Below are 19,533 nucleotides of genomic sequence, written 5' to 3'. Positions count from 1 at the left end.
AACATGGTAAATGTTAAAATTTTGTGCATTTTGTAGATTTGTATTGTATTTAGTTATTTTATTTGAATGTTTTTAACTAGTTTAAATGAAAATATCTTGATTTTTTCAAATTTATTTAAAACACACACAATATGTTATAGACCTCAAATTAGAATTTCATAATAATTATAAAGCGCTTTATAATTAGACTAAAATATAATTCCCCTAACAGATTAATAGTCTATTATTTATTAACCCTAAACACTTATTATTATGAAAAAAATGTTACTTAACTTTGCATTGTATGCATTCACCTTATGTGCTTTTGCACAAAGTGGAAACACCATTGAAGATGCCATTGTTATTGATGGTGCTGGTGTAAATTTAAATTTATTAGATTTTAGTTCGGCTACACCATCGGCATTAACACCAGCTTGTGGCACTTCGGCCGACGTGTTTTACAAACACGATATTTCTAACGGTGATAATAAAATCACTATTGGGATGGCTACTTTAGGACTTTCCTTAGGTACTCAAATAGATTTTCAAATTCTAAAGGCAGTTAATGGCGATACTAACAATTTAGAAGAAATTAGCTGTTCGTTTTACGACGTTATCATTGTGTTAGGTGGTAGCTTTGAAGTAGTTATAGACGAGGTAAACCCTAACGATGATTACTACTTAAGAGTTTATATTCCATCGGGAACACTTTCTTTTTTAACCGATTTGCTAAACCTTACAACCATAACTATGTATAGTGAGTTTGATGCAACGTTATCTGTTAGTCAAGAAAATTATACCAAATTTAAAATGGTAGTTGGTAATAACAGTGTGCAATTAATTAATAATAAAAGCTATACAGCTTATCAACTTTATGATTTATCTGGTAGATTAATTGCTTCAAAAAATAACATAGAAACATTAAAAGCAATAAACACAAGTTATTTAAACAATGGTGTTTACATTATTAATTTTAAAGGTAATGGACAAACAAAATCATATAAGTTCATTAAAAGTTGATTGTTAAAAACATAATACATTTTAAAAAGAGTCCCTAAGTAAGGGACTCTTTTTTGTAAGCAACATAACTGTATAACTTCATTGTAACCTACACTTTTTTACCTTAACTTTGCTTTTTAGATACTTTTGGTTACAATATGAGTCATAAAGCTTTACTTAGTGCAAAAGAGGTAAACATCATTCTTCATCGATTGGCTTGCCAACTTATTGAAAACCATCATGATTTTAAAAACACAGTTCTAATAGGTCTACAGCCTAGAGGCACATTTTTAGCAGAAAGACTAGCTCAAATTTTAGAGCAAGACTATAAGGTTAAAAATATTAAGTTAGGGTTTTTAGATATTACTTTTTATCGTGATGATTTTAGAAGAGGCGAAAAAATACTCGAAGCAAACACTACCCAAATTAACTTTTTAGTTGAAGATAAAAACGTTGTATTTATTGACGACGTATTGTACACCGGAAGAAGTATTAGAGCAGCTCTAACAGCCATTCAATCTTTTGGGAGACCTAAAGAAATAGAACTTTTAACCTTAATAGACCGAAGATTTAGTCGACATTTACCCATACAACCCAATTATAGAGGAAGACAAGTAGATGCTATAAATGAAGAAAAGGTAAAAGTAAAATGGATTGAAAATGATGGTGAAGACGCGGTATATTTAATTAAGAACTAAACAATAACCATGAGCGAATTAAGTGTTAACCACTTATTGGGAATTAAGTATCTAAAAGCATCTGATGTTGATTTAATTTTTGAAACAGCAGACCACTTTAAAGAAGTTATAAACAGACCCATAAAAAAAGTCCCTTCATTAAGAGATATTACGATTGCGAATCTCTTTTTTGAAAACTCTACGCGAACCAAATTATCTTTCGAATTAGCAGAAAAAAGATTGTCAGCTGATGTGATTAATTTTTCGGCTTCTCAATCTTCAGTTAAAAAAGGCGAAACACTTATAGACACGGTTAACAATATCCTTTCTATGAAAGTAGATATGGTTGTAATGCGCCATCCAAATCCTGGAGCAGGTGTGTTTTTATCTAATCATATTAATGCAAGTATTGTAAACGCAGGAGATGGCGCCCACGAGCACCCTACACAAGCGTTATTAGATTCGTATTCAATACGAGAAAAGCTAGGAGAAGTTAAAGGTAAAAATGTGGTTATTGTTGGCGATATTTTACATAGTAGGGTAGCGTTATCAAACATTTATGCGCTACAATTACAAGGCGCCAATGTTATGGTTTGTGGACCAAAAACATTATTACCAAAATACATTGATAAATTAGGCGTTAAGGTTGAAACCAATCTTAGAAAAGCCTTAGAATGGTGCGATGTTGCCAATATGTTAAGAGTACAAAACGAGCGCATGGATATTAATTATTTTCCATCGACAAGAGAGTATTCTCAGCAGTTTGGTGTAAATAAGGCCTTATTAAATTCTTTAAATAAAGAGGTAGTGATTATGCACCCAGGACCAATAAATAGAGGTGTTGAAATTACTAGCGATGTTGCAGACTCTGATCAAGCTATTATACTAGATCAAGTTCAAAACGGTGTTGCCGTTAGAATGGCTGTAATTTATCTATTAGCTTCTAAAATAAAACAATAAGATTATGATTATAGATAAAGATGGTAATGTTTCCATAATCACACAAGAAAAAGCTTCTATTGTAGAATTAGTCAAGAAGCTAGATGTTATGTACGAGCGTTTTAAAAACGATAATATTATCGTAAACTTAACTAGCCTAAAACCTATATCTTTACAAGAAATAGTAGAGTTTTTAAGACTATCTAATAATCATAGAGCAGCCAAAAACTCTTTTGTAATAGTTTCTGAGAAAGTAAATTTTGATGACATTCCAGACGAAATAGTTGTAGTGCCAACATTACATGAGGCTTACGATATTATTGAAATGGAAGAAATGGAGCGAGATTTAGGGTTTTAATTTTTATTTACATGAAATTAACCATTTTAGGCTGCCATAGTGCTACTCCAAGAATAAACACCAATCCTACTTCGCAAGTTTTAGAAATAAAAAATCATGTATTTTTAATTGATTGCGGTGAAGGAACGCAAGTCCAGCTTAGAAAAAATAAGGTGAAATTTAATCGCATAAAGCACATCTTCATTTCACACTTGCATGGTGACCACTATTTTGGTTTAGTAGGTTTAATATCAACATTTAGACTACTTACAAGGGAAGCCGATTTACATATTTATGGCCCAAAAGGAATCAAAGAAGTTATAACACTCCAAATGAAGTTATCAGACTCTTGGACCAATTACAGACTTATTTTTCATGAGTTAACCTCAAAAACTTCAGAAGTTATTTTTGAAGATGACCAAGTGCAAGTGTCAACAATTCCATTAGATCATAGAGTTTATACTAATGGTTTTTTATTTAAAGAAAAGCCAGGAGAAAGAAAACTACGAATAGGCGCTGCAATTGATGCTAATATTGATAAAGCTTACTATAGAAAACTAAAGCAAGGTTTTGATGTTATAAACAATGATGGCAATTTAATAAAAAATGCCGATGTTACATCACCTCCAGTTAACCCAAAAAGTTATGCGTTTTGTAGCGATACAGCTTATAGCGAATCTATCTTACCAATAATTAAAAATGTTGATGTGTTATACCATGAGTCTACTTTTTTAGAGAAACATGAAAAGCTAGCAAAACCAACAAAACATAGTACGGCTAAACAAGCAGCAAAAATAGCCAAGAAAGCTAATGTTAAGACGTTAATTTTAGGACATTATTCAACGCGTTATGATAATTTAAACGCCTTTAAAAGTGAAGCCGAAGAAGTGTTTAATAACACTGTTAAATTATCTAAAGAAGGAAAAACGTTTACTTTTAATTAAACTCTCTTAAGTTTTTTACCCATTCTATAGCCTGCTCAAGACTAGCACATCTTTTAATACTATTTTTAGAAAATCTTTTTTCAATGGTCGCATTTATGTAGTTCATTTCAGAATATGAAACGATAGCGCTTGCAACTACAAAACCAAACTCTTGGTTAAAGTGAATCCATAGATGTGGTTCGGTCGAGTAGGAGTTCACTCTATTGGAAATATGAGCTAACTTAATATTATAATTACCATAAATATCATAAATAGTAGAGATGACTTGAGTTATTTTATCCCAATCAAAATGAATGCCTTCATTTAATTCGGATACAAAAAACATATCACAAAAATAAAAAGTACCAAAACTGTATACTACTTTTTTGTGTTCAAGACGTTTGTAAAAGGGGCTGTTTTCAAATGTCATTTTTCCTTGAAAAAGCCTAAATTTATATCAAATAATTTAAGAATTAAAAATTATTCTTTATAAAAGAATAATATATTAAAAATAGCTTTTATAATGAAAACAAATTTAGGTAGTTACAGAAAATCTTACGAGAAACATATTTTAACCAAAGAGGAAACTCCAAGTAATCCCATGACATTATTTAAGGAATGGTTTCATGAAATAGATGAAAATTTTCCAAAAGTAGAAGCAAACGCCATGACATTATCTACAATTGGCGTGTCTGGTTTTCCAGAAAGTAGAATTGTACTTTTAAAAGAAATGGATCATGATAGTTTAGTGTTCTTTACTAATTATAATAGTAATAAGGCAAAAGCAATTGCTAAAAACCCTAATGTATGTTTATCCTTTTTTTGGCCAGAGCTAGAGCGACAAGTTATTATTAAAGGTGTAGCTAATAAAACAAGTAGCGATATTAGTGATACTTATTTTAAGTCTAGACCTAAAGGGAGTAGAATAGGTGCTTTAGTCTCTAATCAAAGCGAAGAGGTAGAAAGCCGTGAAGTTCTAGATAAGAAATTAGTAGACCTTTCAGAAGAATATGCTGATAAAGAAGTGTCTCGACCAGCTTGGTGGGGCGGTTACAAGGTAACTCCGTTAGAGTTAGAATTTTGGCAAGGAAGACCTAACCGGCTTCATGATAGGATTTTGTATGTTTTAGATCAAAATAACACTAATAACTGGTTAAAAAAACGATTATCGCCTTGATTTGATCGATTAAAAGCAACTCTACACAATTAATACCCGTTTAAAAACATATAAAATCGATGAAATACATGTTTTTTATCGATTTTAACATTTTATTAACAGTTTGTTTTAGATAGGATTCTAATTTTACAGAACCAAATCTAAAATAACCTAACAATGAAACGACCTACGATATTACCTATTATGGTATTACTATGCTTAATTACTTTCTCATGTTCAACAGATAGTATAGATGAAAACGATAACAAAGTAGCATCTACATTTGTTGTACCAGAAGCCAAACAAATAGAAATTGAAATACTAGAGCTTATAAATGAATACAGACTGACTAATGGTTATAATGCTTTAGATAATATGGATGTTATTAAATCGCAAGCTTTTAGCCATACAGATTATATGGTAGAAACTAGTGATGTTTCTCATCATAACTTCTTCCAAAGAAAAAACTATTTAATAAATAATGCAGGAGCTACTAAAGTATCAGAAAATGTAGCCTATGGGTTTTCATCGGCACAATCTGTTGTTAATGCTTGGTTAAATAGTCCTGGGCATAAAGAAAATATTGAAGGTGATTTTACTGATTTTGACATATCTGCTGAGATGGATAGTGAAGGGAGATGGTACTTCACGAACATCTTCTTAAAGAAATAAAAGTCTAAGGAATAATATGTAAGCTATATTATTTTTAACAATTTTGGTTGTTAAATTTTAGATTTCTCATGTTTAGCGTGAGGTGAGCCACTTTGTAATGAAGTGGCTTTTTTTATGTTTTAAAATTTAAAAGCCACTCTTTAAAGAGTGGCTTTAAGGTAATAAGGTAATTTTAGGAAATTAGAATATGTAAGCTATATAATTAACTATGAATCTTATTACCTGTTCTTTAATGGGGTTATTAAAGCTGCTTAAATGTGACTTCAAGCAGCTTTTTTAATGAAGGTGGTCTTATTTTACTAGGAGTTAATTTTTACCAGATAAAATAATAAACTTAGATCGTCTGTTTTCTTGATGCTCTTCTTTAGAGCATTTTACACCATTAGAACATTTATTAACTAACTGTGTTTCGCCATAACCAATAGCGCTTTCTATTCGCTCTGTGTCAATATTTCTAGATAATAAATAGTCTCTTGTAGACTTTGCTCTTCTATCAGATAGTTTCATGTTATATCTATCGCTACCACGACTATCGGTATGTGATTCAATTTTAATAATCATATTAGGGTGGGCACGCATAACAGAAACAATGTTCTCTAACTCATAAGCTGCATCGGGTCTTATATTCCATTTGTCAAAATCAAAGAAAATAGGGTTTATAACTATTTCGTTTTCATTTATTAATGGAATTAAGTGAAGATCTACTTCGTGTTCTTTCTCATGTTCGTCTGTTGTTTCAATGTCTTTTAGGTCATCTTTATAATCTTGTTTACTACCAAGAATAGAGTATTTTTTATTGCAATCAACTTCAAACATATAAAAACCGTCTTCAGTAGTGACTATTTCTTCTGTAATTTTACCAGCTTCATCAACTAATTTTACTGTAGCGGAATTTAATGGTTGTAAAGTTGCACTGTTTCTGGCAACACCTTTAATTATTTGTTTGCATTCATAGGTATGAAAACTATATATGTCGTCACTTCCATTTCCTTCTGGTCTATTTGATGAAAAATAACCATTGCCATCAGTGTCTTCAAAGTAAGCAAAGTCGTCATAGCCACTATTATATGGTGCGCCAAGGTTTATGGCTTCAGATGTATTGTCTTTTATAATATTAGATTTAAAGATGTCTAAAAGGCCAAGATTTAAGAAGCCATCTGAAGAGTAGTATAGTGTGCTATCTTTGGCAATGTATGGAAAAACCTCTCGCCCTTCGGTATTAATAGTCTCTCCTAAGTTTATTACTTCGCCGTAAGAACCATCTTTATTAATGGCTACTTTATAAATATCTGTTTGTCCAAACCCACCTTCACGATCGGAAACAAAAAATAAGGTTTTGTTATCTGGACTTAAGGTAGGGTGGCCGGTTGAATAAATATCATCGTTAAAAGGTAACTCTTCAATATTAGACCAAGTCGTGTCTATTAATTGTGCTTTATAAATTTTTAAATGTGTTGTTCCTTTTCTGTCGTAAACAGGTCTATTTCTTTTATTAACATTATCTCTGGTAAAATACATAGTTTTACCATCATTAGTTAATACTGGATTTGCTTCGTGAATGTCCTTTCTGGCAATACCTTGAAAAGGTATAGGTTTAGCTTCAGTAAATTCTCTTTTACCATCTTTATTGTTTAGGGTACTTTTATAGATGTCTAAAAAAGGTTCGTTATTCCATTTATAAATGTCGTTTTCTGTGTTTCTTGAAGACGAAAAATATAATGTATTATCTTTAATATACGAGCCAAAATCTGCATATTTAGAATTAATAGATAGGTTGGAAATATTAACATTAATTCCTTTTTTTGATGCTAATTTGTTGTATAAGTGAAGATTGCTTTTATTTAGTTCATCAAGCCGACTATCGTCAGATTGAATTTCTTTAAGTTTTAAAGACCAATTATCAGCTTCTTCATAATTACCTAAACTACGTTGTGTTTGTATATATTTATAGAGATAGTCTGGACTTAATTTAGCGTATTTATTTAAAGCCATTTTGTACCATTTGGCTGCTTTTTCTGGTTTGGAGTTGTTGTAATAACAATCACCAAGCCTAGTTAATACGTGTTCAGAATCATTGCCATCATTATAGGCATCTTGATAAAGTTCTGCGGCTTTTAAGTAAGCATACCTTTCAAAAAACTTATCAGCAACTTTTTCTTGCGAAAAGATAAGAGAGGTACTTAGTGCTAATATTATAAATAAAACTTTTGTTCTCATGCTGTTGGTTTTTTAGAAGTATCTAGGAGATTTAATTCTTTTAGCTTTAAATAATTCAAAAATGACTAATATTTCATGGGTACCACCAACGTAGTCATTTATTTCAGAGAGTGGGTATTCGTAGGCATATCCAATTCTAAACTGTTTTGAGACTTGAAAATCTGCTATGCCACCAAGTGAGGAAGTGTTTTCGTTAATTCTGTAACCACCACCAAGCCAAAACTTTTCATAAAATAGAAAATTAGCTGTAATATCATACGATAAAGGGGCTCCATTAGTTGCTTTAATTAAGAAGGCAGGTTTTAGTTTTGTGTTTTCTGATAAATCAAATACATAACCACCGGTAAAGTAATAGCTAACTCTTTCTAAGGCTGCATAATCTTGACCACTATCGCTATCATGATAATCATTTGTCAGTATTCTAGGAGTGGAAAGCCCTAAGTACCATCTATTAGTGTGCCAATACAAACCTGCACCTATATTGGGACTCCATCGATCATCTATTCCATAAATGTTAGGATCTTGTGCATTAGGATCTAGTGCTTGCCTGTCAAGACGATAATTAGTAAATCCTGCTTTAATACCAAAGGCTAATTTAGTTTTAGCTCCTGTATTTATAGTATATGAAAAATCTCCATACATATAGGAAAAACGTTCGTCACCTAACTTATCATTTATAAAAGATAAGCCAAGACCTATTTTTTCGTTTCTTAAAGGTGAGTGGACAGAAAGGGTTTGTGTTACAGGTCCTCCATCAAATCCAACCCATTGGCTTCTATGTAGGCCAACAATGCTCAGTGTTTCTCTACTTCCTGCATATGCAGGGTTTATAGAAATTGTATTGAACATGTACTGAGTGAATTGAGGCATTTGTTGGGATATCCCCAAAGTGGTACTCAGTAGGGCAATAGCAACTATATAATTTTTAACAAGTTTCATAGGTTATAGCTTTTATTTGGTTCCTACGTAGATATGTCCTGTAAAAGGTTCAAATCCACTATTTCTTAAATTTACAATGTAGTAATATGTTCCTGTTGGTACTTTGTCTGCACCACCAATAGAGGCTTTATGTGCTTGACCATTCCAATTATTTTGATAGTTATTAGATTCAAAAATCATTGCTCCCCAGCGATTAAAAATCTTAACGTCTACTGTGAAACCACATTCCTCAACACCTAAAACTTCAAAGTACTCATTCCACTGGTCGCCATTTGGTGTAATTGCTTTAGAAATTTTTACGTTAGATCTTTCACAATCGGGTGAAGGAAGTACAATACAATCATCATGAAGGTTTATTGTTAATTCAGTTGTTTCAAGACAACCATATTCGGTTTCAGTCGTGTGAAATAACGTGTAGACACCAATTTCAAGAGTTGAAGGTAAAACATACCCATCAACAATATCACTTAATGAGATGTTTCCAGATTGAACTTGCCATGGAATATTTATATTGCTTACATAACTGTAAAGATCAATAGCACCGTCGTCAATACATCTCGTTTCATTTAATGGTGTAATCATTTCGTAAACCGATACAAATACAGATTGATTAAAAGCTTCTTTATTTCCACATTCATCTATTACTGACCAACTCCAAACAATTTCATAATCGTTATTAGTTCCATCAAAAGTACTGTTTTCTGAAAAGTCGACAACAGTTACTTCAGAGCAATCACTAAATTCCAGAGTAGGAGGCGAAGGTATTTCATCGCAACTTACAAAGATATCAGATAGGTCATTTAACACTTCAGGAGCAGTAGTATCAACAATACTAAATGTGGCTGTTGTAGTACTTTCGTTTCCACAATCATCTGTAGCGGTAAAGGTTACTGTAGCAGAACCTGTATTTCCACATCCATCAGAAAGTTGCGTATAGTTATTTGTCCAAGTTATATCCGAACAGTCATCCGTTGCTTGAGCACCGCCAAAGTTTTCTAACCATTGGTTGATATCTTCTGTGTTACCGTCACCATTACATTCTACAGTTAAATCGTTAGCTGTAATATCGATTGTTGGAGCAGTAGTATCAACAATACTAAATGTGGCTGTTGTAGTACTTTCGTTTCCGCAATCATCTGTAGCGGTAAAGGTTACTGTAGCAGAACCTGTATTTCCACATCCATCAGAAAGTTGCGTATAGTTATTTGTCCAAGTTATATCCGAACAATTATCCGTTGCTTGAGCACCGCCAAAGTTTTCTAACCATTGGTTGATGTCTTCTGTGTTACCATCGCCATTACATTCTACAGTTAAATCGTTAGCTGTAATATCGATTGTAGGATTAGTGGTATCGACTACATTAATAGTTTGTGTTTGCGTGGTTGTGTTGCCACAATCATCTACTAAGGTCCATGTTCTGGTGATAATACTTTCAGAAGGACAGTTGCCATCAGCCGTACTATCCGAGTATGTTGCTTCAATATCAGCAGAACAGTTATCCGCTTCATCCGTTACATCCCCTGTTAAAGTAAGGTCTGTTGCATCTTCATCACATTCAATCGTAACATCTTGTGGAACAGAGAATGTAGGATTAGTGGTATCGACTACATTAATAGTTTGTGTTTGCGTAGTTGTGTTGCCACAATCATCTACTAAGGTCCATGTTCTGGTGATAATACTTTCAGAAGGACAGTTGCCATCAGCCGTACTATCCGAGTATGTTGCTTCAATATCAGCAGAACAGTTATCCGCTTCATCCGTTACATCCCCTGTTAAAGTAAGGTCTGTTGCATCTTCATCACATTCAATCGTAACATCTTGTGGAACAGAGAATGTAGGATTAGTGGTATCGACTACATTAATAGTTTGTGTTTGCGTGGTTGTGTTGCCACAATCATCTACTAAGGTCCATGTTCTGGTGATAATACTTTCAGAAGGACAGTTGCCATCAGCCGTACTATCCGAGTATGTTGCTTCAATATCAGCAGAACAGTTATCCGCTTCATCCGTTACATCCCCTGTTAAAGTAAGGTCTGTTGCATCTTCATCACATTCAATCGTAACATCTTGTGGAACAGAGAATGTAGGATTAGTGGTATCGACTACATTAATAGTTTGTGTTTGCGTAGTTGTGTTGCCACAATCATCTACTAAGGTCCATGTTCTGGTGATAATACTTTCAGAAGGACAGTTGCCATCAGCCGTACTATCCGAGTATGTTGCTTCAATATCAGCAGAACAGTTATCCGCTTCATCCGTTACATCCCCTGTTAAAGTAAGGTCTGTTGCATCTTCATCACATTCAATCGTAACATCTTGTGGAACAGAGAATGTAGGATTAGTGGTATCGACTACATTAATAGTTTGTGTTTGCGTGGTTGTGTTGCCACAATCATCTACTAAGGTCCATGTTCTGGTGATAATACTTTCAGAAGGACAGTTGCCATCAGCTACACTATCCGAGTATGTTGCTTCGATATCAGCAGAACAGTTATCCGCTTCATCGGTTACATCCCCTGTTAAGGTAAGGTCTGTTGCATCTTCATCACATTCAATAGTAACATCTTGTGGTACAGAGAATGTAGGATTAGTGGTATCGACTACATTAATAGTTTGTGTTTGCGTCGTTGTGTTGCCACAATCATCAACAAGCGTCCATGTTCTCGTAATAATACTTTCAGACGGACAGTTGCCATCGGCCGTACTATCAGAATATGTTGCTTCAATATCAGCAGAACAGTTATCCGCTTCATCCGTTACATCCCCTGTTAAAGTAAGGTCTGTTGCATCTTCATCACATTCAATCGTAACATCTTGTGGAACAGAGAATGTAGGATTAGTGGTATCGACTACATTAATAGTTTGTGTTTGCGTGGTTGTGTTGCCACAATCATCTACTAAGGTCCATGTTCTGGTGATAATACTTTCAGAAGGACAGTTGCCATCAGCTACACTATCCGAGTATGTTGCTTCGATATCAGCAGAACAGTTATCCGCTTCATCGGTTACATCCCCTGTTAAGGTAAGGTCTGTTGCATCTTCATCACATTCAATAGTAACATCTTGTGGTACAGAGAATGTAGGATTAGTGGTATCGACTACATTAATAGTTTGTGTTTGCGTCGTTGTGTTGCCACAATCATCAACAAGCGTCCATGTTCTCGTAATAATACTTTCAGACGGACAGTTGCCATCGGCCGTACTATCAGAATATGTTGCTTCGATATCAGCAGAACAGTTATCCGCTTCATCCGTTACATCCCCTGTTAAGGTAAGGTCTGTTGCATCTTCATCACATTCAATAGTAACATCTTGTGGTACAGAGAATGTAGGATTAGTGGTATCGACTACATTAATAGTTTGTGTTTGCGTCGTTGTGTTGCCACAATCATCTACTAAGGTCCATGTTCTCGTAATAATACTTTCAGACGGACAGTTGCCATCGACCGTACTATCAGAATATGTTGCTTCGATATCAGCAGAACAGTTATCTGCTTCATCGGTTACATCCCCCGTTAAGGTAAGGTCTGTTGGATCTTCATCACATTCAATCGTAACATCTTGTGGTACAGAGAATGTTGGATTAGTGGTATCGACTACATTAATAGTTTGTGTTTGCGTAGTTGTGTTGCCACAATCATCTACTAAGGTCCATGTTCTCGTAATAATACTTTCAGACGGACAGTTGCCATCGACCGTACTATCAGAATATGTTGCTTCGATATCAGCAGAACAGTTATCTGCTTCATCGGTTACATCCCCCGTTAAGGTAAGGTCTGTTGGATCTTCATCACATTCAATCGTAACATCTTGTGGTACAGAGAATGTTGGATTAGTGGTATCGACTACATTAATAGTTTGTGTTTGCGTGGTTGTGTTGCCACAATCATCAACTAAGGTCCATGTTCTCGTAATAATACTTTCAGACGGACAGTTGCCATCGGCCGTACTATCAGAATATGTTGCTTCGATATCAGCAGAACAGTTATCTGCTTCATCCGTTACATCCCCTGTTAAAGTAAGGTCTGTTGCATCTTCATCACATTCAATCGTGATATCTTGTGGTACTGAGAATGTAGGGAAGAGGCTATCTTTAATGATGAGAAGAGCTGTTGTTGTTGATTGATTACCACATCCATCAGTAGCCGTAAAGGTTACAGAAGCAGATCCTGTTGCTCCACAGTCATCAGATAGTTCGGTAAAATCATGTGTCCAAGTTATAGCTGAACAATCATCAGATGCTATTGCTCCACCATTAGAATTTAGCCAGTTATTTATATCTGTTATATTGCCATTTCCATCACATTCAAGTAGTTCTTTAGCAGCTCCTTCTATTATTACTGGAGGAGTTGTGTCTTGAATAGCATAAGTAGCGGTAGTGGTTATAAAGTTACCACATTCATCAGTTGCAGTAAAAATAACTTCTATTGGGGAAGAACAATCTGAATCAACTCCATTATAATTATTGGTCCAAGTAACATCCCCACAATTGTCTGTAGCTTGAGCACCTCCATTGTTGTCTAACCAGTCTTGAATAGCACCATTATTTCCACTTCCATCACATTCTACAATTAAGTCACTTGCCGCTATATCAATTGTAGGATCGATATTGTCATTTACATTATATGTATAAACCCAATCATTTGAATTTCCTGCACAATCTGTATAATTCCATGTATAGGTTTTCTCACCACTACAAGTAGGATCATCACTAACAATTGGTCCCGTAGGAGTTATCATATTACCACAAACATCTTGAACTTCAGGTGGGGTAGGGACAACTTGTGCATCATCAATACAACTAACAGCAGAGCTTTCACTAGCAGGTACAGTAAATGCTGGTAATTCGATATTATACGTATAAGTGTATACGGCTTCGTTATTAGCACAATCAGTATACGTAAAAGTATAGATTTTAGCACCTTCACAAGCTGGATCAGCATTTTCAGTAATTACCGGTGTGATATCATTACCACAAGCATCGGCTACGACAGGCGCAGTAGGTTGTACAGCATCGGCTAAACAATCCACTGTTTGAGAGTCACTAGCAGGCACGGTAAATGTTGGTAATTCGATAGTATAGGTATAGGTATATACGGCTTCGTTATTAGCACAATCAGTATACGTAAAAGTATAGATTTTAGCACCTTCACAGGTAGGATCAGCATTTTCAGTGATTACCGGTGTGATATCATTACCACAAGCATCAGCTACAACAGGCGCAGTAGGTTGTACAGCATCAGCTAAACAATCCACTGTTTGAGAGTCACTAGCAGGTACAGTAAATGTTGGTAATTCGATATTATACGTATAAGTGTATACGGCTTCGTTATTAGCACAATCAGTATACGTAAAAGTATAGATTTTCGCACCTTCACAAGCTGGATCAGCATTTTCAGTGATTACTGGTGTGATATCATTACCACAAGCATCAGCTACGACAGGCGCAGTAGGCTGAACAGCATCAGCTAAACAATCCACTGTTTGAGAGTCACTAGCAGGCACGGTAAATGCTGGTAATTCGATATTATAGGTATAAGTGTATACGGCTTCGTTATTAGCACAATCAGTATACGTAAAAGTATAGATTTTAGCACCTTCACAAGCTGGATCAGCATTTTCAGTGATTACCGGTGTGATATCATTACCACAAGCATCAGCTATGACAGGCGCGGTAGGTTGTACAGCATCGGCTAAACAATCCACTGTTTCCGTTTCACTAGCTGGTACAGTAAATGTTGGTAATTCAATATTATAGGTATAAGTGTATACGGCTTCGTTATTAGCACAATCGGTATACGTAAAAGTATAGATTTTAGCACCTTCACAAGCTGGATCAGCATTTTCAGTGATTACCGGTGTGATATCATTACCACAAGCATCAGCTACGACAGGCGCAGTAGGCTGAACAGCATCAGCTAAACAATCCACTGTTTGAGAGTCACTAGCAGGCACGGTAAATGCTGGTAATTCGATATTATAGGTATAAGTGTATACGGCTTCGTTATTAGCACAATCAGTATACGTAAAAGTATAGATTTTAGCACCTTCACAAGCTGGATCAGCATTTTCAGTGATTACTGGTGTGATATCATTACCACAAGCATCAGCTACGACAGGCGCAGTAGGCTGAACAGCATCAGCTAAACAATCCACTGTTTGAGAGTCACTAGCAGGCACGGTAAATGCTGGTAATTCGATAGTATACGTATAAGTGTATACGGCTTCGTTATTAGCACAATCGGTATACGTAAAAGTATAGATTTTAGCACCTTCACAAGCTGGATCAGCATTTTCAGTGATTACTGGTGTGATATCATTACCACAAGCATCAGCTACGACAGGCGCGGTAGGTTGTACAGCATCGGCTAAACAATCCACTGTTTCCGTTTCACTAGCTGGTACAGTAAATGTTGGTAATTCGATATTATACGTATAAGTGTATACGGCTTCGTTATTAGCACAATCGGTATACGTAAAAGTATAGATTTTAGAACCTTCACAAGCTGGATCAGCATTTTCAGTAATTACCGGTGTGATATCATTACCACAAGCATCGGCTACGACAGGCGCAGTAGGCTGAACAGCATCAGCTAAACAATCCACTGTTTGAGAGTCACTAGCAGGCACGGTAAATGCTGGTAATTCGATATTATAGGTATAAGTGTATACGGCTTCGTTATTAGCACAATCAGTATACGTAAAAGTATAGATTTTAGCACCTTCACAGGTAGGATCAGCATTTTCAGTAATTACCGGTGTGATATCATTACCACAAGCATCAGCTACGACAGGCGCGGTAGGTTGTACAGCATCGGCTAAACAATCCACTGTTTCCGTTTCACTAGCAGGTACGGTAAATGCTGGTAATTCGATATTATACGTATAAGTGTATACGGCTTCGTTATTAGCACAATCAGTATACGTAAAAGTATAGATTTTAGCACCTTCACAAGCTGGATCAGCATTTTCAGTAATTACCGGTGTGATATCATTACCACAAGCATCGGCTACGACAGGCGCAGTAGGTTGTACAGCATCAGCTAAACAATCCACTGTTTGAGAGTCACTAGCAGGTACAGTAAATGTTGGTAATTCGATATTATACGTATAAGTGTATACGGCTTCGTTATTAGCACAATCAGTATACGTAAAAGTATAGATTTTAGCACCTTCACAAGCTGGATCAGCATTTTCAGTGATTACTGGTGTGATATCATTACCACAAGCATCAGCTACAACAGGCGCAGTAGGCTGAACAGCATCGGCTAAACAATCCACTGTTTGAGAGTCACTAGCAGGTACGGTAAATGCTGGTAATTCGATAGTATAGGAGTAAGACCAAGTATCTGTAGTATTATTACAATCGGTGTAAGTATATGTGTATGTGCGTGTTCCTTCACAGGTAATTGGGTCTGGAGACTCTGTAATAACAGCATTAGAAGGAGTTAAAGTATTTCCGCATCCATCAGTTATAGTTGGTAATGTAAACGTTTCAGTAGCATCGGCTATGCAGTCTACGGTTTGCGTTCCATCTGCTTCAGAAATAGAGAAGGTTGGTGTATTTAAAGTAAATGTTTGTGTGTCAGAAGCTGTTTGCCCACAATTATCTGTAATAGTAAATGTTCTGGTAATAATTATAGGACATGTTCCTGAGGCAACATCTTGATAAGTAATAGTATTTACATTATCTTCAGTAAAAGTACCTCCTTCAGTAATGAAGTCGCTTTCGGAGATAGAAACTTCGGTTTCACTATATGCTAAAGATGCATTTCCGTTAGTAATATCTGTAGTAGAACAAGCCTCAAATACATCGTCTTCAGGAGCCGTAATAGTTGGTGCTGTAACATCGTTACTTATAATTGTAAAACTTTCTGTTGCAGAGCAGTTTGAGTTTTCATCGCTTACAGTAACTGTATATGTGTTATTTGCTAAACCAGTTAAGTCTTCAGTATCATTATCAGGATCTTCGTCACCATCATTATCCCAATCAAAAGTATAGTTTCCTGATCCACCTGAAACGGTAATATCAATACTACCATTGTTGTCGCTATCACATGAGTTGTTAATTAGGTCTTCTAATGTTATTGTAATGTCTTCGTAAACAGTAACGACTATAGGAGTACGATTTTCACTCATACAATCTAAGTCTTCACCTTCGGCAACATAATATGTTGTTTGTCCGGCAGTACTGGTATCTGGAGTGATTGACGATTGCCCAATGGTGTTTGGATCGTTATCTGTATAGTATAAAAGGATATAATTATTATTAGTAGGAGTCGCTGTTAATGGACTAGCTGTTTCGTTTATACAGTAAGAAACATCATTAGCGGTTGGAACAGAAGTTATTTCTGTTACATTAATGGTAAATTCGTAATAACAATTAGTTGATCCAGGTGGAATGGCATAATAAATGGTTTCACCTATATTTACAGGAAACGGATTAGAGTCTGTAAATTGAGTGGAATTATCATCTATAGGATATTCGTTATAAAATAGTGTTCCGGAAGGAAATTCTTCAGAAATTTCTGAAGGTAAAATGTAGGTTACATTTGTATTACAAAATGTAAAATCTCTTACAGGATTATAATTTCCACAATTATCTTGTACGTATTGATCTCCATCAATATCTATAACAAAGGGAACTGCTATAGGTTCTCCTGCACAGATACCTTGACTTTCGTATCCTTGAATTAAATCTTGACTAAATGTTGTTCCTGAAGTAGCTCCAACTCCAGAAATGCTTCCTGTTAATGAAACCTCTGAACCACAGTTTGGATTGTTTAAAAGCGCACAATCTGTTGTGGCAGTAAACGAAAATGATATGTCTGCTAGAATGTCGTTAGGGTCGTTAGGTACAGGTAGTTCTCCTATATTCCAAATAATAGATCCGGTAGCACCTACATTAGGATCGTAATATGGTGCTGGAACATTAGCAGGGTTTAAAGGCGGATAGACATTATATGCTATACTTAAATTTTCATAACTTGCTGTATAAGGAACAGGAAGGGCTACTTGTGCGTTATTAACAGCTTCTGTACCTTTATTTTTTATATCGATAGAATAATCGATAGTTTGCCCAGGTTCTACAGTTAATGGATTTGGCGGGTTTGATACTCCATTTATTGAAGTAGCTGTTACAATACCTTCTGTTTCGGGTATATATGCATCAACAGCAAATGTTACATTAAAAATAATGTATGTGTCTTGAGTGGAGCCATATCTAAATTGTGTTGATGTTTGATTGTTGTCTATAATACCATTATTTGTATTATCAACATTAAACATACTTATATCTAAGCCGGTATTGTTTTGTAAATTAGGGGTTCTAAGATTACCTCCTGTTTCCACAGATGAGTTAAAAAAGTTTGTTGTGGAGTTTCCTGTATGAGATAAGCTTTCAAACTGCGAGTTGTCTTGACGTTGAATTTGGAAATAGTCTCCAGAAATTCCAACATCACCTTCACCAGCCATCATACCTAATTTAATGTTTACATCTCCATTTTGTACAGCATTAAAACCAGATACATTTAAAGTATGACTAATTGTAGTACTTCCTTGTACGTAAGCATGACCATCGAAAACAGTAACGTCTCTCCAATTCATTTTAGAGTTTTCATAAACAACAACCATTCCCCAGCCACCATAGTAACCAGTTCCACCACCATCTCCTTCAAGTAAGGCTAAATCTGCTACAAAATACTCTCCTAAACCATTTGTTCTAACGTATTCGGTAATTTCAGCATAAGCGGAGTACATATCTGCTTCGGAACCAGAAGGGTAGTAAATGTTGTTTGCATTGGCATTTACATCTGTGTAAGTTGAAGATTGAGGTCCTTTAATTTTTACTTGACGTTTATCAAATGTTTTAGATACCGATACAACTTCAGGAACCATTTCTGTAGTGGTTATTTCTACATAGGCTCTGTCCCAACCTTGTCTTCTTAACCTTGTAACAGCTAGTGTATAGTTAGCATCAGAGTAAATTTCGTATGGTGTATTAAAATAGGCATTATTATCATCATATGAACTTAGGTTAGCTACTGTTTCGGGATTATTATTAACACTAATATAAACTTCATTATCTGATGTGTCGTATCTAAAAGTTACTGTATCTCCACCTTGTGAAGAACTAAACTCGAAATATGTATCGTTTCCAGAAGTTGATATATCTAAGGAGTATGAGGTGTCGTTAATGGAGTTGTTATTATATACCGTATCTGAATCGGTTACTTCTTGAGAAGTCATATTTCCTGTTGCGACATCCTTATTAACAGTAAATGTACGACTTGATCCAGCTCTACCAGTCCAATATAAACCAGCGTAAATAATATTAGAACATTCTGGAATGGCACCATTTTCTGTAGAGAAATTTAAATTGGCAGAAGATGAGTTTAACGTATTGGTAACGTTGTCTACATCAACATATTCCATGTCGTTATTACTGTTGTTTGTTCCATTACCATAATTTACCAAGGTTAAATTGGTGTTACCCATCATTGTAAAGTCACCCTTTATATTATAAATGGTTCTAGATGGTGTAAACTCTGAAGCTCTTGGAGTAAATGGTATCATTACTTGTGCAAAACTATTGTAACTACACATAGTAATAATTAAAGTCAACATTAGTAGCTTAAAAAAGTTACTATTATGTTGGGAAAATTGTTTAGCGGTTAAATTTTTCATAGTAAAAAC

11 protein-coding genes are annotated in these 19,533 nt (G+C 35.1%); 7 read left to right on the top strand and 4 right to left on the bottom strand.

What is annotated here, in order from left to right; all coding sequences use genetic code 11:
- Positions 1 to 252: 252 nt before the first annotated feature.
- From R3L15_RS06995 to R3L15_RS06975, 5 genes are all read left to right on the top strand, one after another.
- Positions 253 to 999 carry a T9SS type A sorting domain-containing protein gene (locus tag R3L15_RS06995; protein WP_338730787.1) on the top strand — a complete coding sequence of 249 codons (747 nt, stop codon included), beginning with the start codon at positions 253 to 255 and terminating at the stop codon, positions 997 to 999.
- Between the two features lie 137 nt (positions 1,000 to 1,136).
- Positions 1,137 to 1,676: a bifunctional pyr operon transcriptional regulator/uracil phosphoribosyltransferase PyrR gene (pyrR, locus tag R3L15_RS06990; RefSeq protein WP_338730786.1), complete on the top strand. Its 540-nt coding sequence runs from the start codon at positions 1,137 to 1,139 to the stop codon at positions 1,674 to 1,676.
- Positions 1,677 to 1,685: 9 nt separating this feature from the next.
- Positions 1,686 to 2,615 carry an aspartate carbamoyltransferase catalytic subunit gene (locus R3L15_RS06985; protein ID WP_338730785.1) on the top strand — a complete coding sequence of 310 codons (930 nt, stop codon included), beginning with the start codon at positions 1,686 to 1,688 and terminating at the stop codon, positions 2,613 to 2,615.
- Positions 2,616 to 2,619: 4 nt separating this feature from the next.
- On the top strand, positions 2,620 to 2,952 hold the full coding sequence (locus R3L15_RS06980; protein WP_338730784.1) for a ribonuclease Z: 333 nt from the start codon (positions 2,620 to 2,622) through the stop codon (positions 2,950 to 2,952).
- Positions 2,953 to 2,963: 11 nt separating this feature from the next.
- Complete coding sequence (locus R3L15_RS06975) at positions 2,964 to 3,875, top strand: ribonuclease Z (RefSeq protein WP_338730783.1); 912 nt, start codon at positions 2,964 to 2,966, stop codon at positions 3,873 to 3,875.
- Here R3L15_RS06975 and R3L15_RS06970 read toward each other — a convergent pair.
- Positions 3,868 to 4,284, bottom strand: a complete 417-nt coding sequence (locus R3L15_RS06970; RefSeq protein ID WP_338730781.1) for a hypothetical protein — start codon at positions 4,282 to 4,284, stop codon at positions 3,868 to 3,870. The genes R3L15_RS06975 and R3L15_RS06970 overlap by 8 nt on opposite strands.
- Positions 4,285 to 4,377: 93 nt before the next feature.
- Between R3L15_RS06970 and pdxH the strand changes: the two genes are divergently transcribed.
- Both pdxH and R3L15_RS06960 read left to right on the top strand, forming a co-directional pair.
- Complete coding sequence (gene pdxH / locus R3L15_RS06965) at positions 4,378 to 5,031, top strand: pyridoxamine 5'-phosphate oxidase (protein ID WP_338730779.1); 654 nt, start codon at positions 4,378 to 4,380, stop codon at positions 5,029 to 5,031.
- A 156-nt stretch (positions 5,032 to 5,187) separates the two neighbouring features.
- A complete protein-coding gene (locus tag R3L15_RS06960; RefSeq protein ID WP_338730778.1) occupies positions 5,188 to 5,682 on the top strand; it encodes a CAP domain-containing protein in 495 nt (164 codons plus the stop codon).
- A gap of 306 nt (positions 5,683 to 5,988) precedes the next feature.
- Here the strand turns inward: R3L15_RS06960 and R3L15_RS06955 are convergent, their stop codons facing one another.
- Genes R3L15_RS06955 through R3L15_RS06945 form a run of 3 tightly spaced genes read right to left on the bottom strand, consistent with a single transcriptional unit; the run spans position 5,989 to position 19,524 of the window.
- Positions 5,989 to 7,899 carry an OmpA family protein gene (locus tag R3L15_RS06955; protein ID WP_338730777.1) on the bottom strand — a complete coding sequence of 637 codons (1,911 nt, stop codon included), beginning with the start codon at positions 7,897 to 7,899 and terminating at the stop codon, positions 5,989 to 5,991.
- Positions 7,900 to 7,911: 12 nt separating this feature from the next.
- Positions 7,912 to 8,838: a type IX secretion system membrane protein PorP/SprF gene (locus tag R3L15_RS06950; protein ID WP_338730776.1), complete on the bottom strand. Its 927-nt coding sequence runs from the start codon at positions 8,836 to 8,838 to the stop codon at positions 7,912 to 7,914.
- A gap of 12 nt (positions 8,839 to 8,850) precedes the next feature.
- Complete coding sequence (locus R3L15_RS06945) at positions 8,851 to 19,524, bottom strand: gliding motility-associated C-terminal domain-containing protein (protein ID WP_338730775.1); 10,674 nt, start codon at positions 19,522 to 19,524, stop codon at positions 8,851 to 8,853.
- Positions 19,525 to 19,533 lie beyond the last annotated feature (9 nt).

Origin of the sequence: Mangrovimonas cancribranchiae (assembly GCF_037126245.1) — a bacterium.
Lineage (GTDB): Bacteria > Bacteroidota > Bacteroidia > Flavobacteriales > Flavobacteriaceae > Mangrovimonas > Mangrovimonas cancribranchiae.
Note: the sequence above shows the minus strand (reverse complement) of the source record. Positions and strands in the feature narration are given on the sequence as shown.

Coding starts and splice junctions, on each gene's coding strand:
- R3L15_RS06950 (WP_338730776.1), bottom strand. CDS start 8,838: ATGAAACTTGTTAAAAATTATATAGTTGCTATTGCCCTACTGAGTACC.
- R3L15_RS06975 (WP_338730783.1), top strand. CDS start 2,964: ATGAAATTAACCATTTTAGGCTGCCATAGTGCTACTCCAAGAATAAAC.
- R3L15_RS06970 (WP_338730781.1), bottom strand. CDS start 4,284: ATGACATTTGAAAACAGCCCCTTTTACAAACGTCTTGAACACAAAAAA.
- R3L15_RS06995 (WP_338730787.1), top strand. CDS start 253: ATGAAAAAAATGTTACTTAACTTTGCATTGTATGCATTCACCTTATGT.
- R3L15_RS06945 (WP_338730775.1), bottom strand. CDS start 19,524: ATGAAAAATTTAACCGCTAAACAATTTTCCCAACATAATAGTAACTTT.
- R3L15_RS06960 (WP_338730778.1), top strand. CDS start 5,188: ATGAAACGACCTACGATATTACCTATTATGGTATTACTATGCTTAATT.
- pyrR (WP_338730786.1), top strand. CDS start 1,137: ATGAGTCATAAAGCTTTACTTAGTGCAAAAGAGGTAAACATCATTCTT.
- pdxH (WP_338730779.1), top strand. CDS start 4,378: ATGAAAACAAATTTAGGTAGTTACAGAAAATCTTACGAGAAACATATT.
- R3L15_RS06955 (WP_338730777.1), bottom strand. CDS start 7,899: ATGAGAACAAAAGTTTTATTTATAATATTAGCACTAAGTACCTCTCTT.
- R3L15_RS06980 (WP_338730784.1), top strand. CDS start 2,620: ATGATTATAGATAAAGATGGTAATGTTTCCATAATCACACAAGAAAAA.
- R3L15_RS06985 (WP_338730785.1), top strand. CDS start 1,686: ATGAGCGAATTAAGTGTTAACCACTTATTGGGAATTAAGTATCTAAAA.